General features: G+C 69.2%; 17 protein-coding genes and 3 pseudogenes. 12 read left to right on the forward strand and 8 right to left on the reverse strand.

All coding sequences use genetic code 11. From position 1 onward, the window contains the following. Positions 1–76: 76 nt before the first annotated feature. The 3 genes from ACWC2T_RS37960 to ACWC2T_RS37970 all read left to right on the forward strand — a co-directional run bounded on the left by ACWC2T_RS37960 (position 77) and on the right by ACWC2T_RS37970 (position 1,879). Positions 77–493, forward strand: coding sequence for an ester cyclase (locus ACWC2T_RS37960; RefSeq protein ID WP_450674885.1), 417 nt, complete (start codon positions 77–79; stop codon positions 491–493). A 120-nt stretch (positions 494–613) separates the two neighbouring features. Continuing rightward, the gene (locus ACWC2T_RS37965) at positions 614–769 is read left to right on the forward strand and encodes a hypothetical protein (protein ID WP_450674886.1); all 156 of its coding nucleotides are present in this window, start codon (positions 614–616) and stop codon (positions 767–769) included. Between the two features lie 651 nt (positions 770–1,420). After that, positions 1,421–1,879: a hypothetical protein gene (locus ACWC2T_RS37970; protein ID WP_450674887.1), complete on the forward strand. Its 459-nt coding sequence runs from the start codon at positions 1,421–1,423 to the stop codon at positions 1,877–1,879. A 63-nt stretch (positions 1,880–1,942) separates the two neighbouring features. On the opposite strand, the gene ACWC2T_RS37975 is transcribed toward ACWC2T_RS37970, so the two are convergent. From ACWC2T_RS37975 to ACWC2T_RS37990, 4 genes and pseudogenes are all read right to left on the reverse strand, one after another. Beyond that, positions 1,943–2,179 (reverse strand): hypothetical protein, encoded by a 237-nt coding sequence (locus ACWC2T_RS37975; protein WP_450674888.1) that lies wholly within the window; start codon positions 2,177–2,179, stop codon positions 1,943–1,945. A gap of 11 nt (positions 2,180–2,190) precedes the next feature. After that, positions 2,191–2,667, reverse strand: a complete 477-nt coding sequence (locus ACWC2T_RS37980) for a GNAT family N-acetyltransferase (RefSeq protein WP_450674889.1) — start codon at positions 2,665–2,667, stop codon at positions 2,191–2,193. Continuing rightward, a complete protein-coding gene (locus ACWC2T_RS37985) occupies positions 2,664–3,881 on the reverse strand; it encodes an IS256 family transposase (protein ID WP_450674890.1) in 1,218 nt (405 codons plus the stop codon). Before ACWC2T_RS37985 ends, ACWC2T_RS37980 begins: the two co-directional genes overlap by 4 nt. Positions 3,882–4,007: 126 nt before the next feature. Then, positions 4,008–4,478 (reverse strand): annotated as a pseudogene (locus tag ACWC2T_RS37990) (IS110 family transposase); the annotation flags it as partial. Positions 4,479–4,824: 346 nt separating this feature from the next. On the opposite strand from ACWC2T_RS37990, the gene ACWC2T_RS37995 reads away from it, so the two are divergent. After that, entirely contained in the window at positions 4,825–5,136 is a 312-nt protein-coding gene (locus ACWC2T_RS37995) for a putative quinol monooxygenase (RefSeq protein ID WP_450674891.1), read from the forward strand. Between the two features lie 329 nt (positions 5,137–5,465). Here the strand turns inward: ACWC2T_RS37995 and mihF are convergent. The 4 genes and pseudogenes from mihF to ACWC2T_RS38015 all read right to left on the reverse strand — a co-directional run. Continuing rightward, a pseudogene (mihF, locus tag ACWC2T_RS38000) lies at positions 5,466–5,770 on the reverse strand (integration host factor, actinobacterial type); the annotation flags it as partial. A 312-nt stretch (positions 5,771–6,082) separates the two neighbouring features. Beyond that, positions 6,083–6,679 carry a hypothetical protein gene (locus tag ACWC2T_RS38005; protein ID WP_450674892.1) on the reverse strand — a complete coding sequence of 199 codons (597 nt, stop codon included), beginning with the start codon at positions 6,677–6,679 and terminating at the stop codon, positions 6,083–6,085. Between the two features lie 273 nt (positions 6,680–6,952). Next, a complete protein-coding gene (locus ACWC2T_RS38010) occupies positions 6,953–8,473 on the reverse strand; it encodes a long-chain-fatty-acid--CoA ligase (protein WP_450674893.1) in 1,521 nt (506 codons plus the stop codon). A gap of 23 nt (positions 8,474–8,496) precedes the next feature. Beyond that, positions 8,497–9,585, reverse strand: coding sequence for a TauD/TfdA family dioxygenase (locus ACWC2T_RS38015; RefSeq protein WP_450674894.1), 1,089 nt, complete (start codon positions 9,583–9,585; stop codon positions 8,497–8,499). Between the two features lie 185 nt (positions 9,586–9,770). On the opposite strand from ACWC2T_RS38015, the gene ACWC2T_RS38020 reads away from it, so the two are divergent. The 8 genes and pseudogenes from ACWC2T_RS38020 (at position 9,771) to ACWC2T_RS38055 (ending at position 17,832) form a co-directional block, all read left to right on the forward strand. Further along, positions 9,771–10,793 carry an AraC family transcriptional regulator ligand-binding domain-containing protein gene (locus ACWC2T_RS38020; protein ID WP_450674895.1) on the forward strand — a complete coding sequence of 341 codons (1,023 nt, stop codon included), beginning with the start codon at positions 9,771–9,773 and terminating at the stop codon, positions 10,791–10,793. 304 nt (positions 10,794–11,097) lie between these two features. Then, entirely contained in the window at positions 11,098–12,156 is a 1,059-nt protein-coding gene (locus tag ACWC2T_RS38025) for a 3-keto-5-aminohexanoate cleavage protein (RefSeq protein WP_450674896.1), read from the forward strand. A 57-nt stretch (positions 12,157–12,213) separates the two neighbouring features. Next, the gene (locus ACWC2T_RS38030) at positions 12,214–13,188 is read left to right on the forward strand and encodes a quinone oxidoreductase family protein (protein WP_450674897.1); all 975 of its coding nucleotides are present in this window, start codon (positions 12,214–12,216) and stop codon (positions 13,186–13,188) included. A 38-nt stretch (positions 13,189–13,226) separates the two neighbouring features. Next, positions 13,227–14,147 carry a TauD/TfdA dioxygenase family protein gene (locus tag ACWC2T_RS38035; protein WP_450674898.1) on the forward strand — a complete coding sequence of 307 codons (921 nt, stop codon included), beginning with the start codon at positions 13,227–13,229 and terminating at the stop codon, positions 14,145–14,147. A gap of 33 nt (positions 14,148–14,180) precedes the next feature. Then, positions 14,181–15,527, forward strand: a complete 1,347-nt coding sequence (locus ACWC2T_RS38040; RefSeq protein WP_450674899.1) for an MFS transporter — start codon at positions 14,181–14,183, stop codon at positions 15,525–15,527. Then, positions 15,524–16,150 (forward strand): RBBP9/YdeN family alpha/beta hydrolase, encoded by a 627-nt coding sequence (locus ACWC2T_RS38045; RefSeq protein ID WP_450674900.1) that lies wholly within the window; start codon positions 15,524–15,526, stop codon positions 16,148–16,150. Before ACWC2T_RS38040 ends, ACWC2T_RS38045 begins: the two co-directional genes overlap by 4 nt. Before the next feature lie 126 nt (positions 16,151–16,276). Next, positions 16,277–16,895: pseudogene (locus ACWC2T_RS38050) on the forward strand (ABC transporter substrate-binding protein); the annotation flags it as partial. A gap of 442 nt (positions 16,896–17,337) precedes the next feature. Beyond that, positions 17,338–17,832: a Fur family transcriptional regulator gene (locus ACWC2T_RS38055; protein ID WP_450674901.1), complete on the forward strand. Its 495-nt coding sequence runs from the start codon at positions 17,338–17,340 to the stop codon at positions 17,830–17,832. Positions 17,833–17,838 lie beyond the last annotated feature (6 nt).

Below are 17,838 nucleotides of genomic sequence, written 5' to 3' on the forward strand. Positions count from 1 at the left end.
GTGTCGTTTCACCGGTCTTCCCGCGTTCACGCGGCCGGCGCCAGACCACTGGCAGGCGCGAGCCCGAGGAATGCCCATGTCTCAGCAAACGAACATCGCCGCACAGACCGCGTTCGCGGAGGCGGTCATCACCGGCGACCTCGCGGCCCTCGACGAGATCGTCGCACCCGACTCGATCGACCATGATCCAGCCCCAGGACAGCTGCCGGGGCCCGAAGGGTACAAGGCCATGTTCGCCGATCTGCGGGCAGCCTTTCCCGACCTGCACGTCGCGGTGGAGCATCTGGTGGCCACCGACGACGAGTTGGCCTTTGCCTACACCATCACCGGAACGCATCTGGGGCCGCTGATGGGACGGCCGGCGACCGGCAGGAAGGCAAGCTACCGGGGCATGCAGATCAGCCGCTTCGACAGCGACGGAAAGCTCGTCGAACGCTGGGGCAGCAGCGACGAACTCGGCATGCTGCGCCAACTCGGACTCACCGATTTGTGACCTCAAGAGCGGGATTTCCGATGGTACAGGGAACAACCAGCTCGCACGCGATCGGCCACCGTTCCTGTCCATGCGGTGCCGAGAGGACGCTTCGGGTCGGCGGAATGTTGAGGTCCTCGGATGGCAAACGGTCAGGTGCACGGTCCGCCGGCTCAACTGGCGATGGTGGCGTTTCACGCATCCGTGCTGGACGGAGTCGCCCGCAATCCGTCGCTGCCGACACGGCTGCTACTGCGCCTGCTCGCCTTCGACGGGGGCGGTGACCGTCCGCCCTGAGACGCCTGGTCGTGGTGATCCTTGCCCACCCGAACCCGGGCGTCTGGATCGACTTTGCCATGAGCGCCAGGGCGGAGCCTGCACAGCGGGCCCGGCTCGTGGACGATCCTTCTCCCAGGGTGCGGGCTGCTCTTGCACACGGACCCGAGGTGTACCACCCGCGAACAAAGGTCGCGCCGCTCCCGGACGCCGCGTGCGTCCGCCTGCTCGACGACCCCGCCCCATCTGTCCGGGCGGCACTGCTGGACTCGCCTCATTTGGCGCCGTCGTTCGTGGCCTCGACGGCCACTCATCACAGTTCGGCAGCGCGCCGGAAAGCAGTGCGTGCATGGGAGATCCTGCCGCCGGGCGAGCGGTCGGCGCTGCTGGCCGCCCCTGACCCCGAGGTGCGGCGGGCCACCGCACTGTGGGAGTGCCCGCGGGACGCACGCGTCACCGCCGAACTCCTCCGCGATCCGAAGTCCGCCGCCGAGGCGCTGAGCCGAGGGCTCCTCGCCCGCACCGACGCCGAGCGGTGCGTCGCCGAGCGGACGCACCTGGCGGCCCTCGCCGAGAACCCGTCGTTGCCCGCCGACCTCGTGGAACGGCTCGCCGTCGACTCCGACGCTGGTCGCGGAGCCCGCGTTCCCCCACCTGCGCTGGTTCCGCCGAGTGCGGATCCGCCGGGAGATACGCGACGACATCCACGAGGCCTTCCTCAGCGTCGCATGTGGTGCGGCTCTTGTGCGCTCACCGGCCGCCACAACGAGAAACTGCACGGGCACGTTCAACGACACCTCGGCCACGGTGACGCTCCAAGAGAGCAATGCCAGCATACCCTGGAGTGTCCGTCTCGCACCGGCTAACGCCTCGCTCAGAGCCGTCAACTTCAGCAATCAGAGCTTCGCAGACAACTACCAGGCAAACAGCTACCAGCCGCACAACGAGCCGTGGAACCACTGGTTCCACGGAAATCTGGGCAACCCATTCTCGATCATCCGCAGCAGCCTCAAACACCAGATGCACAATGGTTCGTCGGTGTCCTTCCTGTGGTTCTGGCACAGCATCGCCAGGCCCACCTCCGGCGGGTACGCGTGGGTGAACTGCACCTACCGGCCGGGCGTCAACTGAAGGGGAAGCATGCACCAGGGGATGGAGGAGCCCTTCCAGGAAGTGCTGCGCGATCTCGTCGCGTCAGGACTGTCTGCCCGTCTCAAAGGGGACAGCAGCGGCTTGACCGATGGACTGCTCCGAGCAGATCTGTCCGTGGCCGGCCGGAGAATCGGGCATCTGGCAGTTGATCCCGCACGGGATCTGGACGGGTGTATCTGGATGCTCGCCGATCAAGTACAGGACCTGGTCCTTGAGGAAGTGCGCGACGAGGAAGGTCATGCCATCGTCTGGCCGCCCTGTACGGAAGGGCACCAGCATCGGAGGCATTGTCAAGATCTGTGGATCGGGCCAGGCTGAGGCGGCTTGGTGGACATCCTGATCTTGATGTTGTTCTCGCCGTGACGAGTGACTTCGTGCAGGCCCAGTCGCCGGTAGAGGGCCTGGGCCCGCTGGTTGACGACTAGGACGTCCAAGGTGAGGTCCCGACCCTGCTGGCGGGCTTGGTGCAGGAGGCCGCGGATGAGCCGGCCGCCGATGCCACGTCCCTGGTGGTCGGGGTGGAGCTCGATCCGCGCCAGGTAGATCTCGCTGGGCCGGTGCTCGACGTGCAGCATGCCTGCCTCCGTGCCGTCGACGGTGATGATCTGCCATCGGTCCGGGGTGAACGCGTTGGCGTGGAAGTCGCGTTGGACCTGCTCGTCCCAGCCCCAGATGGCCGTGATGTAGGCGCCCATGGCGGGCTTGTGCAGCTGGAAGCAGTACTCGCTGTCCGCAGAGGTGGCCGACCGCAGGCCGATAACCGTCATGCCGCCCGCTCCTGGGCCCGTTCGATCAGCCGGCCACCTTCGAAGCGCGCTCCGGCGCGGACGAGGGCGACGAGGTGGGGTGCGTTCACGGCCCGCCACCGCTGCTGGGCGGACTCGACGAGCCTGAAGACCATGGCCAGGGCAGCGGTGCGGGAGCCGGCCCCGCGGGTGACCTTGGTCTGCAGCCGGACCGTGGAGAAGGTCGACTCAATCGGGTTGGTGGCGCGTAGGTGGATCCAGTGCTCGGCCGGGAAGTCGTAGAAGGCCAGCAGCTGGTCCTGGTCGTCGGTGATCTTCTTGACGGCCTTGGGGAACTTCGCGCCGTAGAGCTTGGCGAACGTCTTGATCGCCGCCTCGGCGTGGGCGCGGTTCTCGGCGTTGTAGATGTCCTGGACGGCCTTCTTCGCGCCGGGCTGCGCGGACTTCGGCAGGGAGTCGAGGACGTTGGCCGTTTTGTGAACCCAGCACCTTTGCTCGCGGGTTTCGGGGAACACCTCGGCCAGAACCTTCCAGAAACCCAGGGCGCCGTCGCCGACCGCGAGGACCGGGGCGCGCATGCACCGGCGGGCGCAGTCGCGCCTCACGTCGGCCCACGACTCGGCGGACTCGCGGTAGCCGTCCTTGAGCGCCACCAGTTCCTTGGAGCCGTCCGGGCGGACCCCGATGAGCACCAGGACGCAGGCTTTGGCCTCCTCCAGGCGGACGCTGAGGTGGATACCGTCGGCCCACACATACACGTAGTCGACCTCCGCGAGGTCGCGGTCCATGAACGCGGCGTGGTCGGCCTGCCACTGCTGAGTCAGCCGCGTGACCGTCGCGGGCGAGAGCCCGGCCGAACTTCCGAGGAACTGCTCCAGGGCGGGCACGAAGTCACCGGAGGACAGGCCGTGCAGGTAGAGCAGCGGCAGCACCTCACTGATCTTCAGGGACTTGCGGCACCACGGCGGCAGGATCGCGGAGGAGAACCGCTTGCGCTCGCCGGTGGCCTCGACCACCCCGGCCGCGGTGGTGACCTTCCTGGGCTGGTGGTAGCCGTTGCGGACCACGAGCCGCCGGCCGTTCTCGTCGTGCTGGTCGGCCAACTCGGCTTTGTAGGCGTTGACTTCGGCTTCCAGCGCGGCGGCCGGCATCCTCCTTGCGCCTTCCCGGACGATCTCGTCGATCAGGCAGGAGCCGTTGACGGTGGTGCCGTCGTCGTTGACTACGCTGAGCACGGGCGTGCCTTCCCGACCGGTGCTGCGAACCGGCCTACTCGATGACCATCAATCGATCACTCGGGAAGGTACGCCCTTCGCATGCTCCCCGAGCTCGATCCACAGACATCCGAGCTTGGTAAGAAGTCAAGCCGCGAGCGGAACGACCGCCGGGCTCGTGGCGGGAAACGCCTTGTCGGGATCGAACTTCTGCCCGGTCTGCAAGCAGTGGAACAGGCTGCCGAGGAGGCGGTTGAAGACGTTGGGCATGGCGGCGGTGCGCCGGTCGCCGAGGCCGCGGCGACGGTCGTACTCCGCTTTGACCCGTGGGTAGGGCAACGCCCCGAAGATCCAGACGTAGCCCGCGGCGGCCAGCCGCTGGTTCTTCACCCGGCGGTGGCGCACGACGTGGCTCCTGCCGCTGGCGATGGTGACCGGGGCCGCGCCGGCATACGCCTTCAGGGCGCGGGCGTCGGCAAAGCGGGAACGGTCGTCGCCGATCTCGGCCAGGACGCGTGCGCCGGTGAGCGGCCCGATCCCGGGGAAGCTGCCCAGGATCTCGGCGTCCGGATGCTCGGCGAACGCCTCCGCCGCGGCCTCAGCGAGGTCGTCGGCGGCCTGAGGGAGAGGTGGCCGTACGGACGGCTCAGGTCACGATCATGACGTCATCGTGGAGGTCTACGACATGCTCCGGCAGCTGCACGGCGACGAGGCCCTCTGCCTGTGGAAAGGAGTCGAACTCCGGGATCTTGAGTAGGGGTCACCCGTCACCGTGCACTGCTATTAGGTCTTGAGCATGGCTCCGGACCGAGTGGGGCGAGGAGGCTCACTGGTCGTTTTCAGGGCTCTGGCCGCGATTTCGTGAAACAGCAGGCCAGAACAAGCGACGAAAGATCGCTTACCCTAATTGGTTGTCCGAGCCCCCACGCTACTGACGGGAGCTCACCCACCCCTGAGGAGTACGTTGTTCGACCTCATCGTCATCATCCGGGTCTGCGAGACCACCAACGTCGACGCGGTTGCCGATGCTCTGTCTCGGATGCGCCCCTTGTGTCTGGCAGAAGACGGCTGCGTCAGCTGGGAGGCGTACCAGTCACACCAGGACCCCAGCCGCTTCGTCCTGGTCGAGCGCTGGGCCAGCCGCGCCCACTGGGAGGCTCACGATGCCGGTGACGCCATCCAGAAGATCTACATCCCGGAGCTCATGCCGCACATCGAACGCGAAGTGCATCCAAGCATGCGCGTAGGTAGCAGGCATGAAGCGGTAACTGAGTAAACCTGACGTGGCGACGCGGCTCCGGGGCAGGCCCACCCCGGCCGCAGCCGGAAAGGATCGAGCGTCCCAACTGCACGCCGTTTCGCCGCCAGCTGTTTCACGGAACTACGGCCAGAGCCGTTGTCAGGAATCGCCATCAACCCCACCCGCTGAGGTCAGCGGCCCGGCATCAGCTCCGGCCGGGCGTGACCTCCCGGCAGCCGACTGCGTTGGAGATGACGACACGGTGTCTCCCTCCGGCCCCTGCGCCGGTACTCGTGTGGCTGACGGCCCTGACCCGTGCCCGGCGTCAGGGCCGTCATGCGCCGGGACGCCGCCGGACAGCGCTGCGTCGCGAACCGTTCGAGAAGGCGGTCGCGCTGCTGAGTGCCCAGGCCGCGTACGCGCCGGCTCTCGGAGATCTCCGTCTCCGACAGGAGCTTGTGGGCCCGCACCTTGCCGACGTCGAGAGGGATTCGAGCAGGGCGCAGACCGTCACCTTGGGGATGGCTTCGGAGTCGCCGGCCAGCACCTCGGCGAGGGACATCCTGCCGTGCTTGAGGGCGTCCTTTACCTCGCCCCGCTCCTTGCGCGCGGCGGCGGCCTTCTCGAGAGCATCCCGACGCTGATCGGGACTGAGCAGGGGCAGAGCCATGAGGGAGTCCGTACGTCGTACGACACGAACGACCCCATCATGTCTACGAGTCAGCAGTCTTGACCAGCAGTAATGAGGGCCTTCAGGGATCTGCACCGGTCTCGGCCGGACCTCCACCGCGACCGAGGCTCAGCCTCAGCCTGCCGCGCCGTACCGGCCACACCTCAGGCCGACCCGAGCTTGCTCGGGGTGACGTCGGCGGCCTCGAACACGACCGCCAGGCGCGGGAGGTCGCCGACGTCGCCGCCATGGGCCACCCCGGTCGGAGTTCGCAGGCGACATCGCCGACCGGGTCGGTCGTCGCGCTGTCCGTCAGGGCCCCGCCAGCCGCCGGGAGTCCTCAAGCGGCTCCGGGTGCAAAGGCGCCAGGAGCTTGTGCAGGTCGCGGTAGAGCCGGTGGGCGTCGAGGTCGTACGCCCGGCCGCGGCCGCGCACGAAGAGCACGGTCAGCGTACCCATCAGCGGCGTCGACACCAGGCCGATCACCAGCGGCGGGATCGTGACCGTCAGCGCCCCGAGGAGGAAGATCGCGAGCCCCATCAGCGTCACGAAGCCGAACAACGGCGCAAGCATGACCCCGTTCATGGTTTCCAGCATCACTCCGGAGACCACCAGTGCTCTCCCGCCTCCTTGCGGATCCGGCACCACGTCAAGCCGGCCACGGAACTTGGCGCTCTGATTGCGGCCCGGCGCGTTGAGCGCGATCGAGCCGCCCGAGCCGACACGGCAGGCCGGCCATGCGCCGACCGACGAACGCCGTTTACGCAGCACCGCCAACGCCGCATCGTGGTCCAAGCCGTCGGCGGTGAGCCGCCAACTGCCACGCTCGCGGCGGCGCCTGAACATCAGGCCGCCATCAGCCCGCCCTCGCTGCTGGTGCCGGTGCTTGTGAGCCCCCTGCGTGTCCATCCTGAACACCCCGATCCGTTTGACGCGCCCCGAAGCTACCAGCCCCCGGCGAACCAGCCCCTGCCGGGGAGGAGGCGTACGCCGGCGCTGGACGCCCTGCTGCCGTTCGGCGCACTCGCCGCGATCCTCCTGAGCGGCCTGGCGGCGGCCCTCCCGATCGCCACGCTTCTCAGCAGGCGCCGGAGTGTCCCAGAAGCCGCGGGAACGCGTTGACCAGGTTCCACGTGCTCGGACGCCGCTGCCGGAGCCCGAGAGGTTTCCCCGGACATCCACTCAGGAGTGGAGTGGGTCCCGGGTCGTCAGCGGCAGCGGCACGTTGAGTTCGCGCTTGAGGATCTTGCCGGTGGAGCCCTTGGGAAGCTCGGTGGCCAGGGTGACGATGCGTGGGTACTTGTAAGCCGCGACGCGCTCCTTGGCGTAGTCGCGGATCTCCTCCGCGGTGGCCTCCTCGCCGGTCCGGAGGACCACGACCGCAGCCACCTCTTCACCGTGCAGCGGATCGGGAACACCCACGACCGCGCACTCGGCGATCGCAGGGTGCCCGTACAGCACCTCCTCGATCTCCCGCGGATACACGTTGTAGCCGCCCCGGATGATCAGGTCCTTCTTCCGGTCCACGATGAAGTAGAAGCCGTCCTCGTCGACGCGTGCCAGGTCGCCGGTGTGGAACCAGCCGTCACGCAGGGCGAGAGCGTCGGCTTCCGGGTTGTTGAAGTAGCCCTTCATCACGTTCTCACCACGGACGGCGATCTCGCCCACCTCGCCGGGCTCCACCGCGCATCCGTCGTCCCCCACCAGTTTCATCTCGACTCCCCGCACGGGCGTGCCGATGGAGCCGGCCTTGCGTGGTCGGTCCGGATGGTTGAAGGCGGCCACAGGAGACGTCTCGGACAGGCCGTAGCCTTCCAGGGCGGTCGCCCCGAAGGTCCGCTCGAAGCCGCGCAGCACCTCGACTGGCAGGGCGGCACCGCCCGAGACCGCGAGCCGGAGCCGCAGCATTCCGTGCCCGTCCGGGCGTTCGGCGTGCAAGAGCGCGGAGTACATCGTCGGCACGCCCAGGAAGACGGTGACCCGGTCCCGCTGCATGATCTCCAGTGCTCGCCCCGGGTCGAACCGGGGCAGCAGGGTCAGCGTCGCGCCGGCGGCCACGGCCGTGTTCATGGCGCAGGTCTGCCCGAAGGCGTGGAACAGCGGCAGGCCGCCGAACAGGACGTCGTCCGGGCCGAGACGGAGCAGCGTCTGCGCGGTGGTGGCCGTGTTGGTCAGCAGGTTGCGGTGGGTCAGTTCGGCTCCCTTGGGCGTGCCGGTGGTGCCCGAGGTGTACAGGATCACGGCGGTGGCGTCGTCGGGCCGCTCGACGACACCCGCCATGGGCTCGGCAGCGAGCAGCAGCGCGTGGAAGGCGTCGGGGTCCGTGAGCAGGCACTTCGCTCCGGTCTCGGTCGCCGCCTTGCCGACCTCGTCCGCGTACATCGGGTGGACCAGCGCCGTCCGAGCGCCGGAGTCGCGGAGCACGAAGGCTGCCTCTCGGGCTTTGAGCAGCGGGTTCATCGGCACCACCACGCCGCCGGCCCGCAGGATGCCGTAGTACACGACCGGGAAGAGCGGCACGTTGGGCATGGTCATCGTGACCACGTCGCCCGGTCTGACACCCCGGTCGTGCAGAACCGTGGCGAGCCGGGCACTCGCCTCGTCGAGCTGCTCGTACGTCAGGGTGGTGTTGTCGTGGCGTACGGCGACGTGCGCTCCGTGCACGGCGGCGGAGTTCACCAGGAGCGTGGCGAGATTGGGCATGACTGGGCCGTCCTCGATTCGTGTCAGTGGGTACGATGCGGCATGAATCCAGAGCCCGGGCGCGCTCTGCGCAGGCTCCGGGGGCGGATGACATCGCTCGGAGTGACGCCGGTGCGTGGCACGGGGTGGAAGTTCGGTCCGGCTGACCGGACGGTCGGGGCGGCGTCCTCGTCGCGGGCCAGCCACATGCGCAGAAGGTGGCGTCTGCGCTCCGGTGCGTCGAAGTCCTTGTACGCCGAGCGGGCGTGCAGCACGACGTGGTTGTCGACCAGCAGCAGGTCACCGGGCTGGAGATCCATTTCGAGCCGGACGGCGGGCGAGCCGGCCGTCGTCTCGATGAGGTCGTACAGCTCCCGGTCGGCGGCCCGGGCACCGTCCGGATCACAGTCGTGGGCAGTGTGTGCGGCGCCCGCCAAGCGGGCGCGGTCGTAGCGCATGCTGGGCCGGTTGCCGTGCCGGATGACAAGCGGAGAGGCCAGGTACGCCTCCTCACCAGGCGCCCGTTCCTCCTGACGGTCGAAGAGATGACTGCGGTACAGGCGCCCGGCGAGGTCCGGGCGGGTACCGAGTACGGCGTTGTGTACGGCGGCCGCACTCGCCAGCAGAGTCCGGCCGCCCGAGCGGGCCGGCCGCAGACACAGCAGGCCGAGCAGGTCCGACTCGGCGGTGCGGAACGGCAGCGCCGCCCGGGGCAGGCCCGGCACCGCGCCGATGTCCCGGATGTGGCAGAGGATGCGGCCGTCGGCGGTTTGCGGGACGGGCCTGCCGAGGTACTGGCCGATGCCGCGCAGCACGATGCTCGCTTCCGCCTCGCCGAGCAGATCCGCCGGAACGCCCCGGAGCAGGACGAAGCCCGGCCCCTCGGCCAGCGCCGCCGCGGCGCGCGCGAGCTCGGCAGCGAGCGCGGGCAGGGGGAAGTCGGCGACGATCATCCGCAGCAGGGTGGCGCCTCGCCCGCGGGCGGTGTGCACAGCCGTACGCAGTTCCTGGCGGTGCTCGGCGGACAGCCACACCATCCAGTCGTCACGGTCTGCCACATCGGGTCCGTACCACAGGGCGGGACCCTTGAACGGATCGGTCGGCGCCGTCCTCGTATCCGGGGTTTCGGCCATGGTCGCCTCCGCGAGGTCTGTGAGCCGAGCAGCTTCTTCCAGCGGTGCGGCGGTCGGGCGGCACTGCTGCCGGTCGCCACACGGTCGCGTTGATGGGGGATGCTACGAATCACTCGCCTCCCCTGCTTGACGCACAGGGACGGGAAACTTAACTTTTGGGGACCCTGCCGCCCTGGAGCGTGCCCATGAGGCCCCTTGCCCGCACCGCCGCGTTGAACGGCTACGTCGAGCTGAGCCGTTCCCTCGGTCTCGATCCCCGTGCACTGATGAAGAGCGTCGGCCTGGACACCGCGGACCTGGCCGTGCAGGACCGGTGGATCTCCGGCACAGCGGTCGTCAGACTGCTGGAACTGTCGGCCGCTGCCTCCGGTCGTGAGGACTTCGGTCTGCTCCTGGCGGAACTGCGACGCTTCTCCAACCTCGGCCCCATCAGCCTGCTCGTCCGTGAAGAGCCCGATGTCCGCAGCGCATTGGCACTGTTGATCCGCCACCAGCACACGTACAACGAGGTCCTGCACGCCCGGCTCTCCGAGGGCAACGGGGTGGCCACACTCAAGGTGGACCTCAGGCTTGGGGAGCCGCAGCCGGCCCGGCAGGGCACGGAGCTCGCCGTGGGCGCGTTCCACCGCGTGCTGTGCGGCTTCCTCGGCCCGCACTGGCGCCCGTCATCGGTCTGCTTCGCCCACCGAGCGCCGCGGGACACTGCCGGCCACCGCCGCCTGTTCGGGCCCGTGGTGGAGTTCGACCGCGACTTCAACGGCATCGTCTGCTACGCCGAGGACCTGGACGCCCCCAACGCCATGGCCGACGCGCAGTTGCGCAGCTACACCCGCCAGTACTTCGAGCCCGTCGCGGCCCCCAGGGAGGCGTCCGAGGTGGACCGGGTGCGCGACCTCATCGAGGCGCTGCTGCCGACCGGGCGCTGCTCCATCGAGCAGATCGCGCGCAGCCTCGGTGTCGACCGGCGCACCGTGCACCGTCATCTCGCCCGTTCCGGCGAGACGTTCTCCTCCCTGCTCAACTCGACCCGCATGGGGCTCGCGGAGCAGTTCGTCGCCAATCCCAGCCGCTCCCTGACCGAGGTCTCCACCCTGCTGGGGTTCTCCTCGCTGAGTGCGTTCTCCCGCTGGTTCCACGAGTACTTCGGCACCGGTCCACGGGAGTGGCGCAAGAGCCGGAGCGGCTCGGCAGGCCTCGGCGGGAGCTGAGCCCGCGGCATACGCGGGGACGGTACGGCCTACGGATCCGCAGGTGTGTCCCCGATCGGCAAGTCACCTGTCACCACAGGCAAAGCAGGCGCGCAGTGCCCGCCCTACGGTTGCACCACCGCGCAGGCGGCCGGCCTCCGGAGGGGGCGCTCTGCTGCTCCCCTGAGAGCACTCCCTCCGGACCGGCCCGAGACCGCCTGGGCCAGGTGTCGCCACCGGCCCGGACGTCCGCTGCCGCACGCCCTGTCGTCGCGTCCGCCGCCTGCCCCGTGCCGCGATCACCCCTGCGACAAGGAGAAGCTCCGTGCACTTCCACGACGACTCCCTCTTCCCCGAGAACCAGGAGAAGCTGGTCATCCAGGCCGCACCGTACGGCCCCGAATGGCTTCCCGGCGACGCCGACGACCTGCCGCTGACCATGGACGAGCACGTGCAGGCGGCCGTCGACTGCTACAACGCCGGCGCGACGGTGCTCCACATCCACGTGCGTGAGCTCGACGGCAAGGGCTCCAAGCGGATGTCCATGTTCAACGAACTGCTCGGGCGGCTGCGCGAGGCCGTGCCGGACATGGTGCTCCAGATCGGCGGCTCGATCTCCTTCGCCCCCGAGGGAGAGGGCGGCGACGCCAAGTGGCTCGCCTACGACACCCGCCACCTGCTGGCCGAGCTCACCCCGGCGCCGGACCAGGTGACGATCGCGATCAACACCAGCCAGATGAACATCGTCGAGATCATGAACGACGACGACCTTCAGGGCACGTCGATCGCGAAGCCGGACTACTACCGCGCCTACCGCGACATGGTCGTCGAGGCCGGTCCGGAGTTCTACCTGGAGCACCTCAAGCGCCTGCACGCCAACGGAATACAGCCCCACTTCCAGCTCGCCCACCTGGCCCAGCTGGAGACCGTGGAGCGGCTGATCCGCGCAGGCATCTACACCGGGCCGCTGATCCTCAACTACGTGGCCATCGGCGGCGGTTTCGCCGGCCGGCACCCCGCCGACCTGGTCGAGTTCATCCGCCGCGTGCCGGACGGCGCCGTCCTGACGATCGAGAGCTCCATGCGGGCGGTGGCCCCGATGAACGCCGTCGCCATCGCCCTCGGCCAGCACGTGCGCGTCGGCAACGAGGACAACCTGTGGCGCGCCAAGGGCGAGCGGATGTCCTCCGTAGCCCAGGTCGAGCAGATGGTGAGGATCTCCGAGGCGCTCGGCCGGGAGATCGCCACCGGGGCGGACGCCAAGCGGATCTACAAGCTCGGCGAGTACTACGCGGATGCCGACGAGACCCTCGCCCGGCTCGGCATGGTGCCCAACCGCCGCCCGGGACAGCGCGGCTTCATGCTGCGCGACGTCCAGGGCTGATCCCCCGGGATATCCGGCCTCCATCCCCACCCCTGCGACCCCCTCCGGGAGCTCTCCGTGGCACACGCCGTCCGCTTCTACGAAACCGGTGGCCCTGACGTCCTCACCTGGGAGGAGGTGTCCGTCGGCGACCCCGGACCGGGCCAGGTGCGCATCCGGCACGAGGCCGTCGGCCTCAACTTCGCCGACACCTACTTCCGTACCGGCCTCTACCCGGTACGGCTGCCCGACGGCATCGGCGTCGAGGCCGCGGGAGTGGTGGAAGCCGTCGGCGAGGGCGTCACCGACGTCGCCCCGGGGGACAGGGTGACGTACACCGGAAGCCCGCTGGGGGCCTACAGCACCGAACGGGTCATGGACGCCTCGCACCTGATCCGGCTGCCCGCCGACATCAGCTGCGAGACGGCCGCCGCGATGACCATGCGCGGCCTGACGGCGGCCTACCTCCTGCGCAGGATCCACCCGCTGCGGGAGGGGGACACGATACTGCTGCACGCGGCGGCCGGCGGCGTGGGCCTGATCGTCTCCCAGTGGGCCGCCCTGCTCGGCATCCGTGTCATCGGAACGGTCTCCAGCGAGGAGAAGGCGGAGATCGCCCACGCACACGGATGCCGGCACGTCATCCGTTACCGGCAGGAGAACGTCGCCGACAGGGTGCGGGAACTGACCGACGGCGCCGGAGTACCTCTGGTGCTCGACAGCGTCGGCAAGGACACCTTCGCCGGCTCCCTGGCCTCGCTGTCCCGCCGTGGCCTGCTGGTCTGCTTCGGCACCGCCTCCGGTCCCGTACCGCCCATCGACGCCATGCAACTGGCCGTTCGTGGCTCGCTGTTCGTCACCCGGCCCGCCCTGGCCGACTACATCGCCGATCCCGCCGAGCGCGCCGCGCTGGCCGGGGAGCTGTTCGAGCACGTCTCCTCCGGGCGCATCAAGATCGAAATCAATCAGCGCTACGCCCTCGAGGACGCGGAGCAGGCGCACCGCGACCTGGAAGCCGGCCGGACCACCGGGTCCTCGGTCTTCGTCCTGTGAGAGGGCGCACCCCGTATCCACCCAGGGAGTGAGCACCCATGCCAGACACCGTTTCGCCGTCGCTACGGCAGGCCCCGGCACTGGTGCGCCCGAGCGCGCGCCGCACGTCCGTCGAAGCCGAGCCGCTGACCTGCACCATCGGAGCCGAGATCACCGGCGTGAACCTCGCCGACGCGGCCCGTGACGACGACCTGTTCGCCGAGATCAAGAGCCTGCTGCTGCGGTACAAGGTCCTCTTCCTGCGGGACCAGGACATCTCGCGTGCCGACCACGTCGCGTTCGCCTCGCGGTTCGGCCCGCTGGAGGACCACCCCGTCGCCGGCAGCGACCCCGACCACCCCGGACTGGTCCGCATCTACAAGGACCTGGACAGCCCCCCGGAGCACTACGAGAACGCCCTGCACACGGACGGCACCTGGCGGGTGAACCCCTCGATGGGCGCGGTACTGCGCTGCGTCGAATCACCCCCGGTCGGCGGTGACACGATCTGGGTCAACATGGCCGAGGCGTACCGCCGGCTTCCCGACCACATCAAGACCACGATCGAGGGGCTGCGCGCCCGCCACAGCATCGAGGCCACCTTCGGCGCCGTCATGCCCGAGGAAAAGCGCCATGCGCTGAAGGAGCGGTTCCCGGACGCCGAGCACCCGGTGGTGCGCACCCACCCCGAGACGGGCGAGAAGATCCTGTTCGTCAACGCCTTCGCGACGCACTTCGTCAACTACCACACGCCCGAGAACGTGCGTTTCGGCCAGGACTACGCGCCAGGCGCGAGCCACCTGCTCACCTACCTGATCAGCCAGGCTGCCATCCCCGAGTACCAGGTGCGCTGGCGCTGGAGTCCGGGCAGCGTGGCCATCTGGGACAACCGCTCCACCCAGCACTACGCCGTCCAGGACTACTGGCCCGCCGTCCGCAAGATGGAGCGCGCCGGGATCGTCGGCGACAGACCGTTCTGACCTGCCCTTCCCCAAGCAGTCGAGGTGATGACAATGGAGTTTCACACCACTGCGCAGTCCACGGCCCCGACCGCATCAGCGTCGGAATGGCCCGAGTCCAAAGGCTATGCCTGGACGGTCTTCGCGCTCGGCTTCGGCCTGCTGCTGTCCGACTACATGTCCCGACAGGTCCTCAACGCCGTCTTCCCGATGCTGAAGGCCCAATGGCTGCTGTCCGACGGTGCCCTGGGCTCGCTCAGCGGCATCGTGGCCCTGGCGGTCGGCGTGCTCACCTTCCCCATGTCCCTCATGGCCGACCGCTGGGGCAGGGTGCGCAGCCTGCTGATCGCCGCCACGATGTGGAGCCTGGCCACCCTCGGATGCGCCGTATCGGCAGGCTACGGCGAGATGTTCGTCGGCCGTCTCTTCGTCGGCATCGGCGAGGCGGCGTACGGCAGTGTGGGAATCGCCGTGGTTCTCAGTGTCTTCCCGGTGACCCTCAGGGCCACCCTCTCCGGCGCTTTCATCGCAGGCGGAGCCTTCGGTTCGGTGCTCGGCGTCGCCGTCGGTGGCGCCGTGGCCCAGGCGGCCGGCTGGCGCTGGGCGTTCGCCGCGATGGGAATCTTCGGCCTGGTGCTCGCCGTGGTGTACGGAGTCGTGGTCAAGGAGAGCAGGCTCGCGCCGCGCGGACGGCTCACCAGGGGCGAGGACGGCGTGCAGGAGCGTCGGCAGCTACGCGCCCACCTGCCGCGCCTGTTCTCCTCCGTCTCCGTCGTCAGTGCCTATGTCGGCAGCGGACTGCAACTGTTCATTGCAGGCGCGCTGCTGTCCTGGCTGCCCAGCTTCTTCAACCGCTACTACCACATGACCACGGCCGGCGCGGGCGCGGTCGCCGGCGGCTATGCGATGGTCATCGGCTTCGGAATGATCTTCGGAGGCATCGCTTCCGACCGCATCAGCTCCACCACCCCGATCCGCAAGTGGGCCGTCGCCGTCGGTTGCAGCCTCGGCTCGCTCCTCCTGCTGACCCTTGCCTTCCAACTGCCCACCGGGCCAGCACAGTTGTCGGCCCTCGCCGTCGGCGCCCTGCTGTCGGCCGGTTCCGCCGGACCCGCGGCGGCCATGGTCGCCAACCTGACCCCCGCCGCCATCGCCGCAACCGCCTTCGCCACCCTCACCCTGGCCAACAGCCTGCTCGGGCTGGCCCCGGGCCCCGCTGTCACGGGTGCGCTCGCGGACCACTTCGGCCTGCTGGGCGCCCTGCGTATCGTGCCACTCGTCGCGCTCGGAGCCACGGTGGCCTTCCTGGTCGGCCGGCACTGGTACGAACGCGACCTGCTCCGCCTCGACGACCTCGCTGTGAAGGCCGAGCCCAAGCACCCGTCGGAGATCCCCTCATGAGCGCCATCGCGGAACCCACCGTGGTCATCGTCCCCGGTCTGCGCGACCACGTTGACGGCCACTGGCAGACCCTGCTGGCGGAACGGCTGGCCCAGGCCGGCCGCGCCCTTCGCGCGGTTCCCCCGGTGGAGGGGAACCGACTGAGTCTGGACGTCCAGGTCGGCAACCTGGCCGCCACGCTGGCGCCGTTGAACGGACCCGTCCTGCTGGTCGCCCACAGCGCCGGAGCCATCACCACCGTGCACTGGGCCAGGCGCCACCGCGCCGACGTACGCGGCGCGCTGCTCGCCACGCCCCCGGACTTCGAGACACCCCTGCCGGACGGTTACCCCACCCCCGCCGACCTGGTGGACCACGGCTGGACCCCCGTGCCCCGCCAGCCGCTGCCCTTCCCCAGCATCGTCGCCGCCAGCGCCGACGACCCCCTCGCGGCGCCGGAGCGCGTCGCCGGGCTCGCCCGCAGCTGGGGCAGCCGTCTCGTGGAGCTGGGCCCGGTCGGCCACCTCAACCCGGCATCCGGGTACGGCCAGTGGTCCCTGGCCGAGGAACTCATCCGCACCCTGGAGTCCGACTCCGCAAGCGCACCGCTCGGGGCAACAACCCCCGCCGGAGGGCACCCGTGACGCCGGACACCGAGCTGCTGTGGACCCCGGGGCGCCGCGAACTGGAGGACTCCAACGTCGCGCTGTTCATGGCATCGGGCCGACCTGCCGCACCTTGGGTGCAGCAGCCCTGTCCAGGAGCCGTACATGGACCTCTCCCCTTCGGGTCTCTCCCTCCCCGCGCCGAGCCGTCGCAGTCTGCTGCGCGGTGTGAGTGGCGCCGCCCTGCTCGCGGGTGCGGGCATCCCTTTGCTGAGCGCCTGTGGCGGCAGCGGAAGTGGCTTGGACCCCAAGACCGCCACCCTCGGCTGCAACCAGTCGGACGCCGTACCGAAGAAGGCCTACGGTGAGATCTACACGGCCTTCACCAAGCAGTCCGGCCTCACCGTCGAGGTCAACACCAAGGACCACAACACCTTCCAGGAGCAGATCAACTCCTACCTGCAGGGCACGCCGGACGACGTGTTCAACTGGTCCGCCGGCTACCGCATGCAGTTCTTCGCGGCCAAGGGTCTCGCCAGCCCGATCGACGACGTGTGGGAGAAGATCGGGGGCAACTTTCCCCGAGGCGATGAAGAAGCTGAGCAAGGGCGCGGACGGCTAGTACTACTTCGTGCCGCTGACCAGGTACCCGTGGGCGGTCTTCTACCGCAAGAGCGTCTTCCAGAAGTACGGCTACCAGGTTCCCGCCACCTGGGACGCGCTGGTGGCGCTGTGCAAGCAGATGAAGAAGGACGGCCTGGTCCCGAGCGCGCTCGGTGACAAGGGACGGAACGGCACCGGCGCATCCGGAGCCTGACGGCGCCGGCCCGGCTCGATCTCCCCGTTCAGATACGCACGGGTCGTCTTGCGGTCACGCCCCAGATGCCGGGCGATCGCAGAGATCGTCCACCCCTGACGACTCAGAGCGTGAGCGTCCACGTCTTCCTCCAGCCTGAGCATCCAGGACCTCGAACAGGCCGACGGTCAAGCACACGCAGGCTCTCCACGACAGGTCCCGCGAGGAGGGCCGCCGCTGACCCGTCCAGCCCCACGGCCCGTCACACCAGCACTGGTGCGGCGGGCCTTGCCGTCCGATTGCTCCGGCAGCGCCGCCGAAGCGAGGCGTCGCACAGTGACACATGACCGACCACTCATATGGACATGGATTTCATTTCCATCTACGGTAGAGGTGCCGACCCGGCACGAGCCACAGGGGGTGATGCGCCATGGGCGGCCGGACGACCCGACAACGCAAGGCGGTCACGCGGGCACTCGCGGGCTGCCAGGACTTCGTGTCGGCCCAGGAGTTGTACGCCCTTCTGGTGGTCGGCGACCACGCGATCGGCCTGACCACTGTCTATCGCGCCCTGCGCGAGCTGGAGGCGGACGGCGGTGTGGACGTCATACGCGACGAGACCGGCGGGCGGCTCTACCGGCTGCGTCCGGCCGACGGGCATCGCCACTACCTGATGTGCCGCGACTGCGGCCGCAGCCGGCCGGTGGACTCCGAGGTCGTCGAGGAGTGGGCGGGCCGGATCGCCGCCGCGACCGGTTTCACCACGGTGGAGCACACCGTCGAACTCACCGGCGTCTGCGCCGACTGTCTGCCCCACACCGACGGAGGCCGGCCGTCCGGGGACGGAGATGGAGGAGAGGAACAGCCATGCCACTGGGAGCTCACCCCGGGCCTCCGGGGCCCAGTCCGCAGCTGCGTGAGCTAAAGGAGA

It is taken from the genome of Streptomyces sp. NPDC001393, assembly GCF_053597455.1.

Coding starts and splice junctions, on each gene's coding strand:
- ACWC2T_RS38055 (WP_450674901.1), top strand. CDS start 17,338: ATGGGCGGCCGGACGACCCGACAACGCAAGGCGGTCACGCGGGCACTC.
- ACWC2T_RS37965 (WP_450674886.1), top strand. CDS start 614: ATGGCAAACGGTCAGGTGCACGGTCCGCCGGCTCAACTGGCGATGGTG.
- ACWC2T_RS38045 (WP_450674900.1), top strand. CDS start 15,524: ATGAGCGCCATCGCGGAACCCACCGTGGTCATCGTCCCCGGTCTGCGC.
- ACWC2T_RS38015 (WP_450674894.1), bottom strand. CDS start 9,585: ATGGCCGAAACCCCGGATACGAGGACGGCGCCGACCGATCCGTTCAAG.
- ACWC2T_RS37975 (WP_450674888.1), bottom strand. CDS start 2,179: ATGCTGGTGCCCTTCCGTACAGGGCGGCCAGACGATGGCATGACCTTC.
- ACWC2T_RS38040 (WP_450674899.1), top strand. CDS start 14,181: ATGGAGTTTCACACCACTGCGCAGTCCACGGCCCCGACCGCATCAGCG.
- ACWC2T_RS38005 (WP_450674892.1), bottom strand. CDS start 6,679: ATGGACACGCAGGGGGCTCACAAGCACCGGCACCAGCAGCGAGGGCGG.
- ACWC2T_RS37960 (WP_450674885.1), top strand. CDS start 77: ATGTCTCAGCAAACGAACATCGCCGCACAGACCGCGTTCGCGGAGGCG.
- ACWC2T_RS38020 (WP_450674895.1), top strand. CDS start 9,771: ATGAGGCCCCTTGCCCGCACCGCCGCGTTGAACGGCTACGTCGAGCTG.
- ACWC2T_RS38010 (WP_450674893.1), bottom strand. CDS start 8,473: ATGCCCAATCTCGCCACGCTCCTGGTGAACTCCGCCGCCGTGCACGGA.
- ACWC2T_RS37980 (WP_450674889.1), bottom strand. CDS start 2,667: ATGACGGTTATCGGCCTGCGGTCGGCCACCTCTGCGGACAGCGAGTAC.
- ACWC2T_RS38035 (WP_450674898.1), top strand. CDS start 13,227: ATGCCAGACACCGTTTCGCCGTCGCTACGGCAGGCCCCGGCACTGGTG.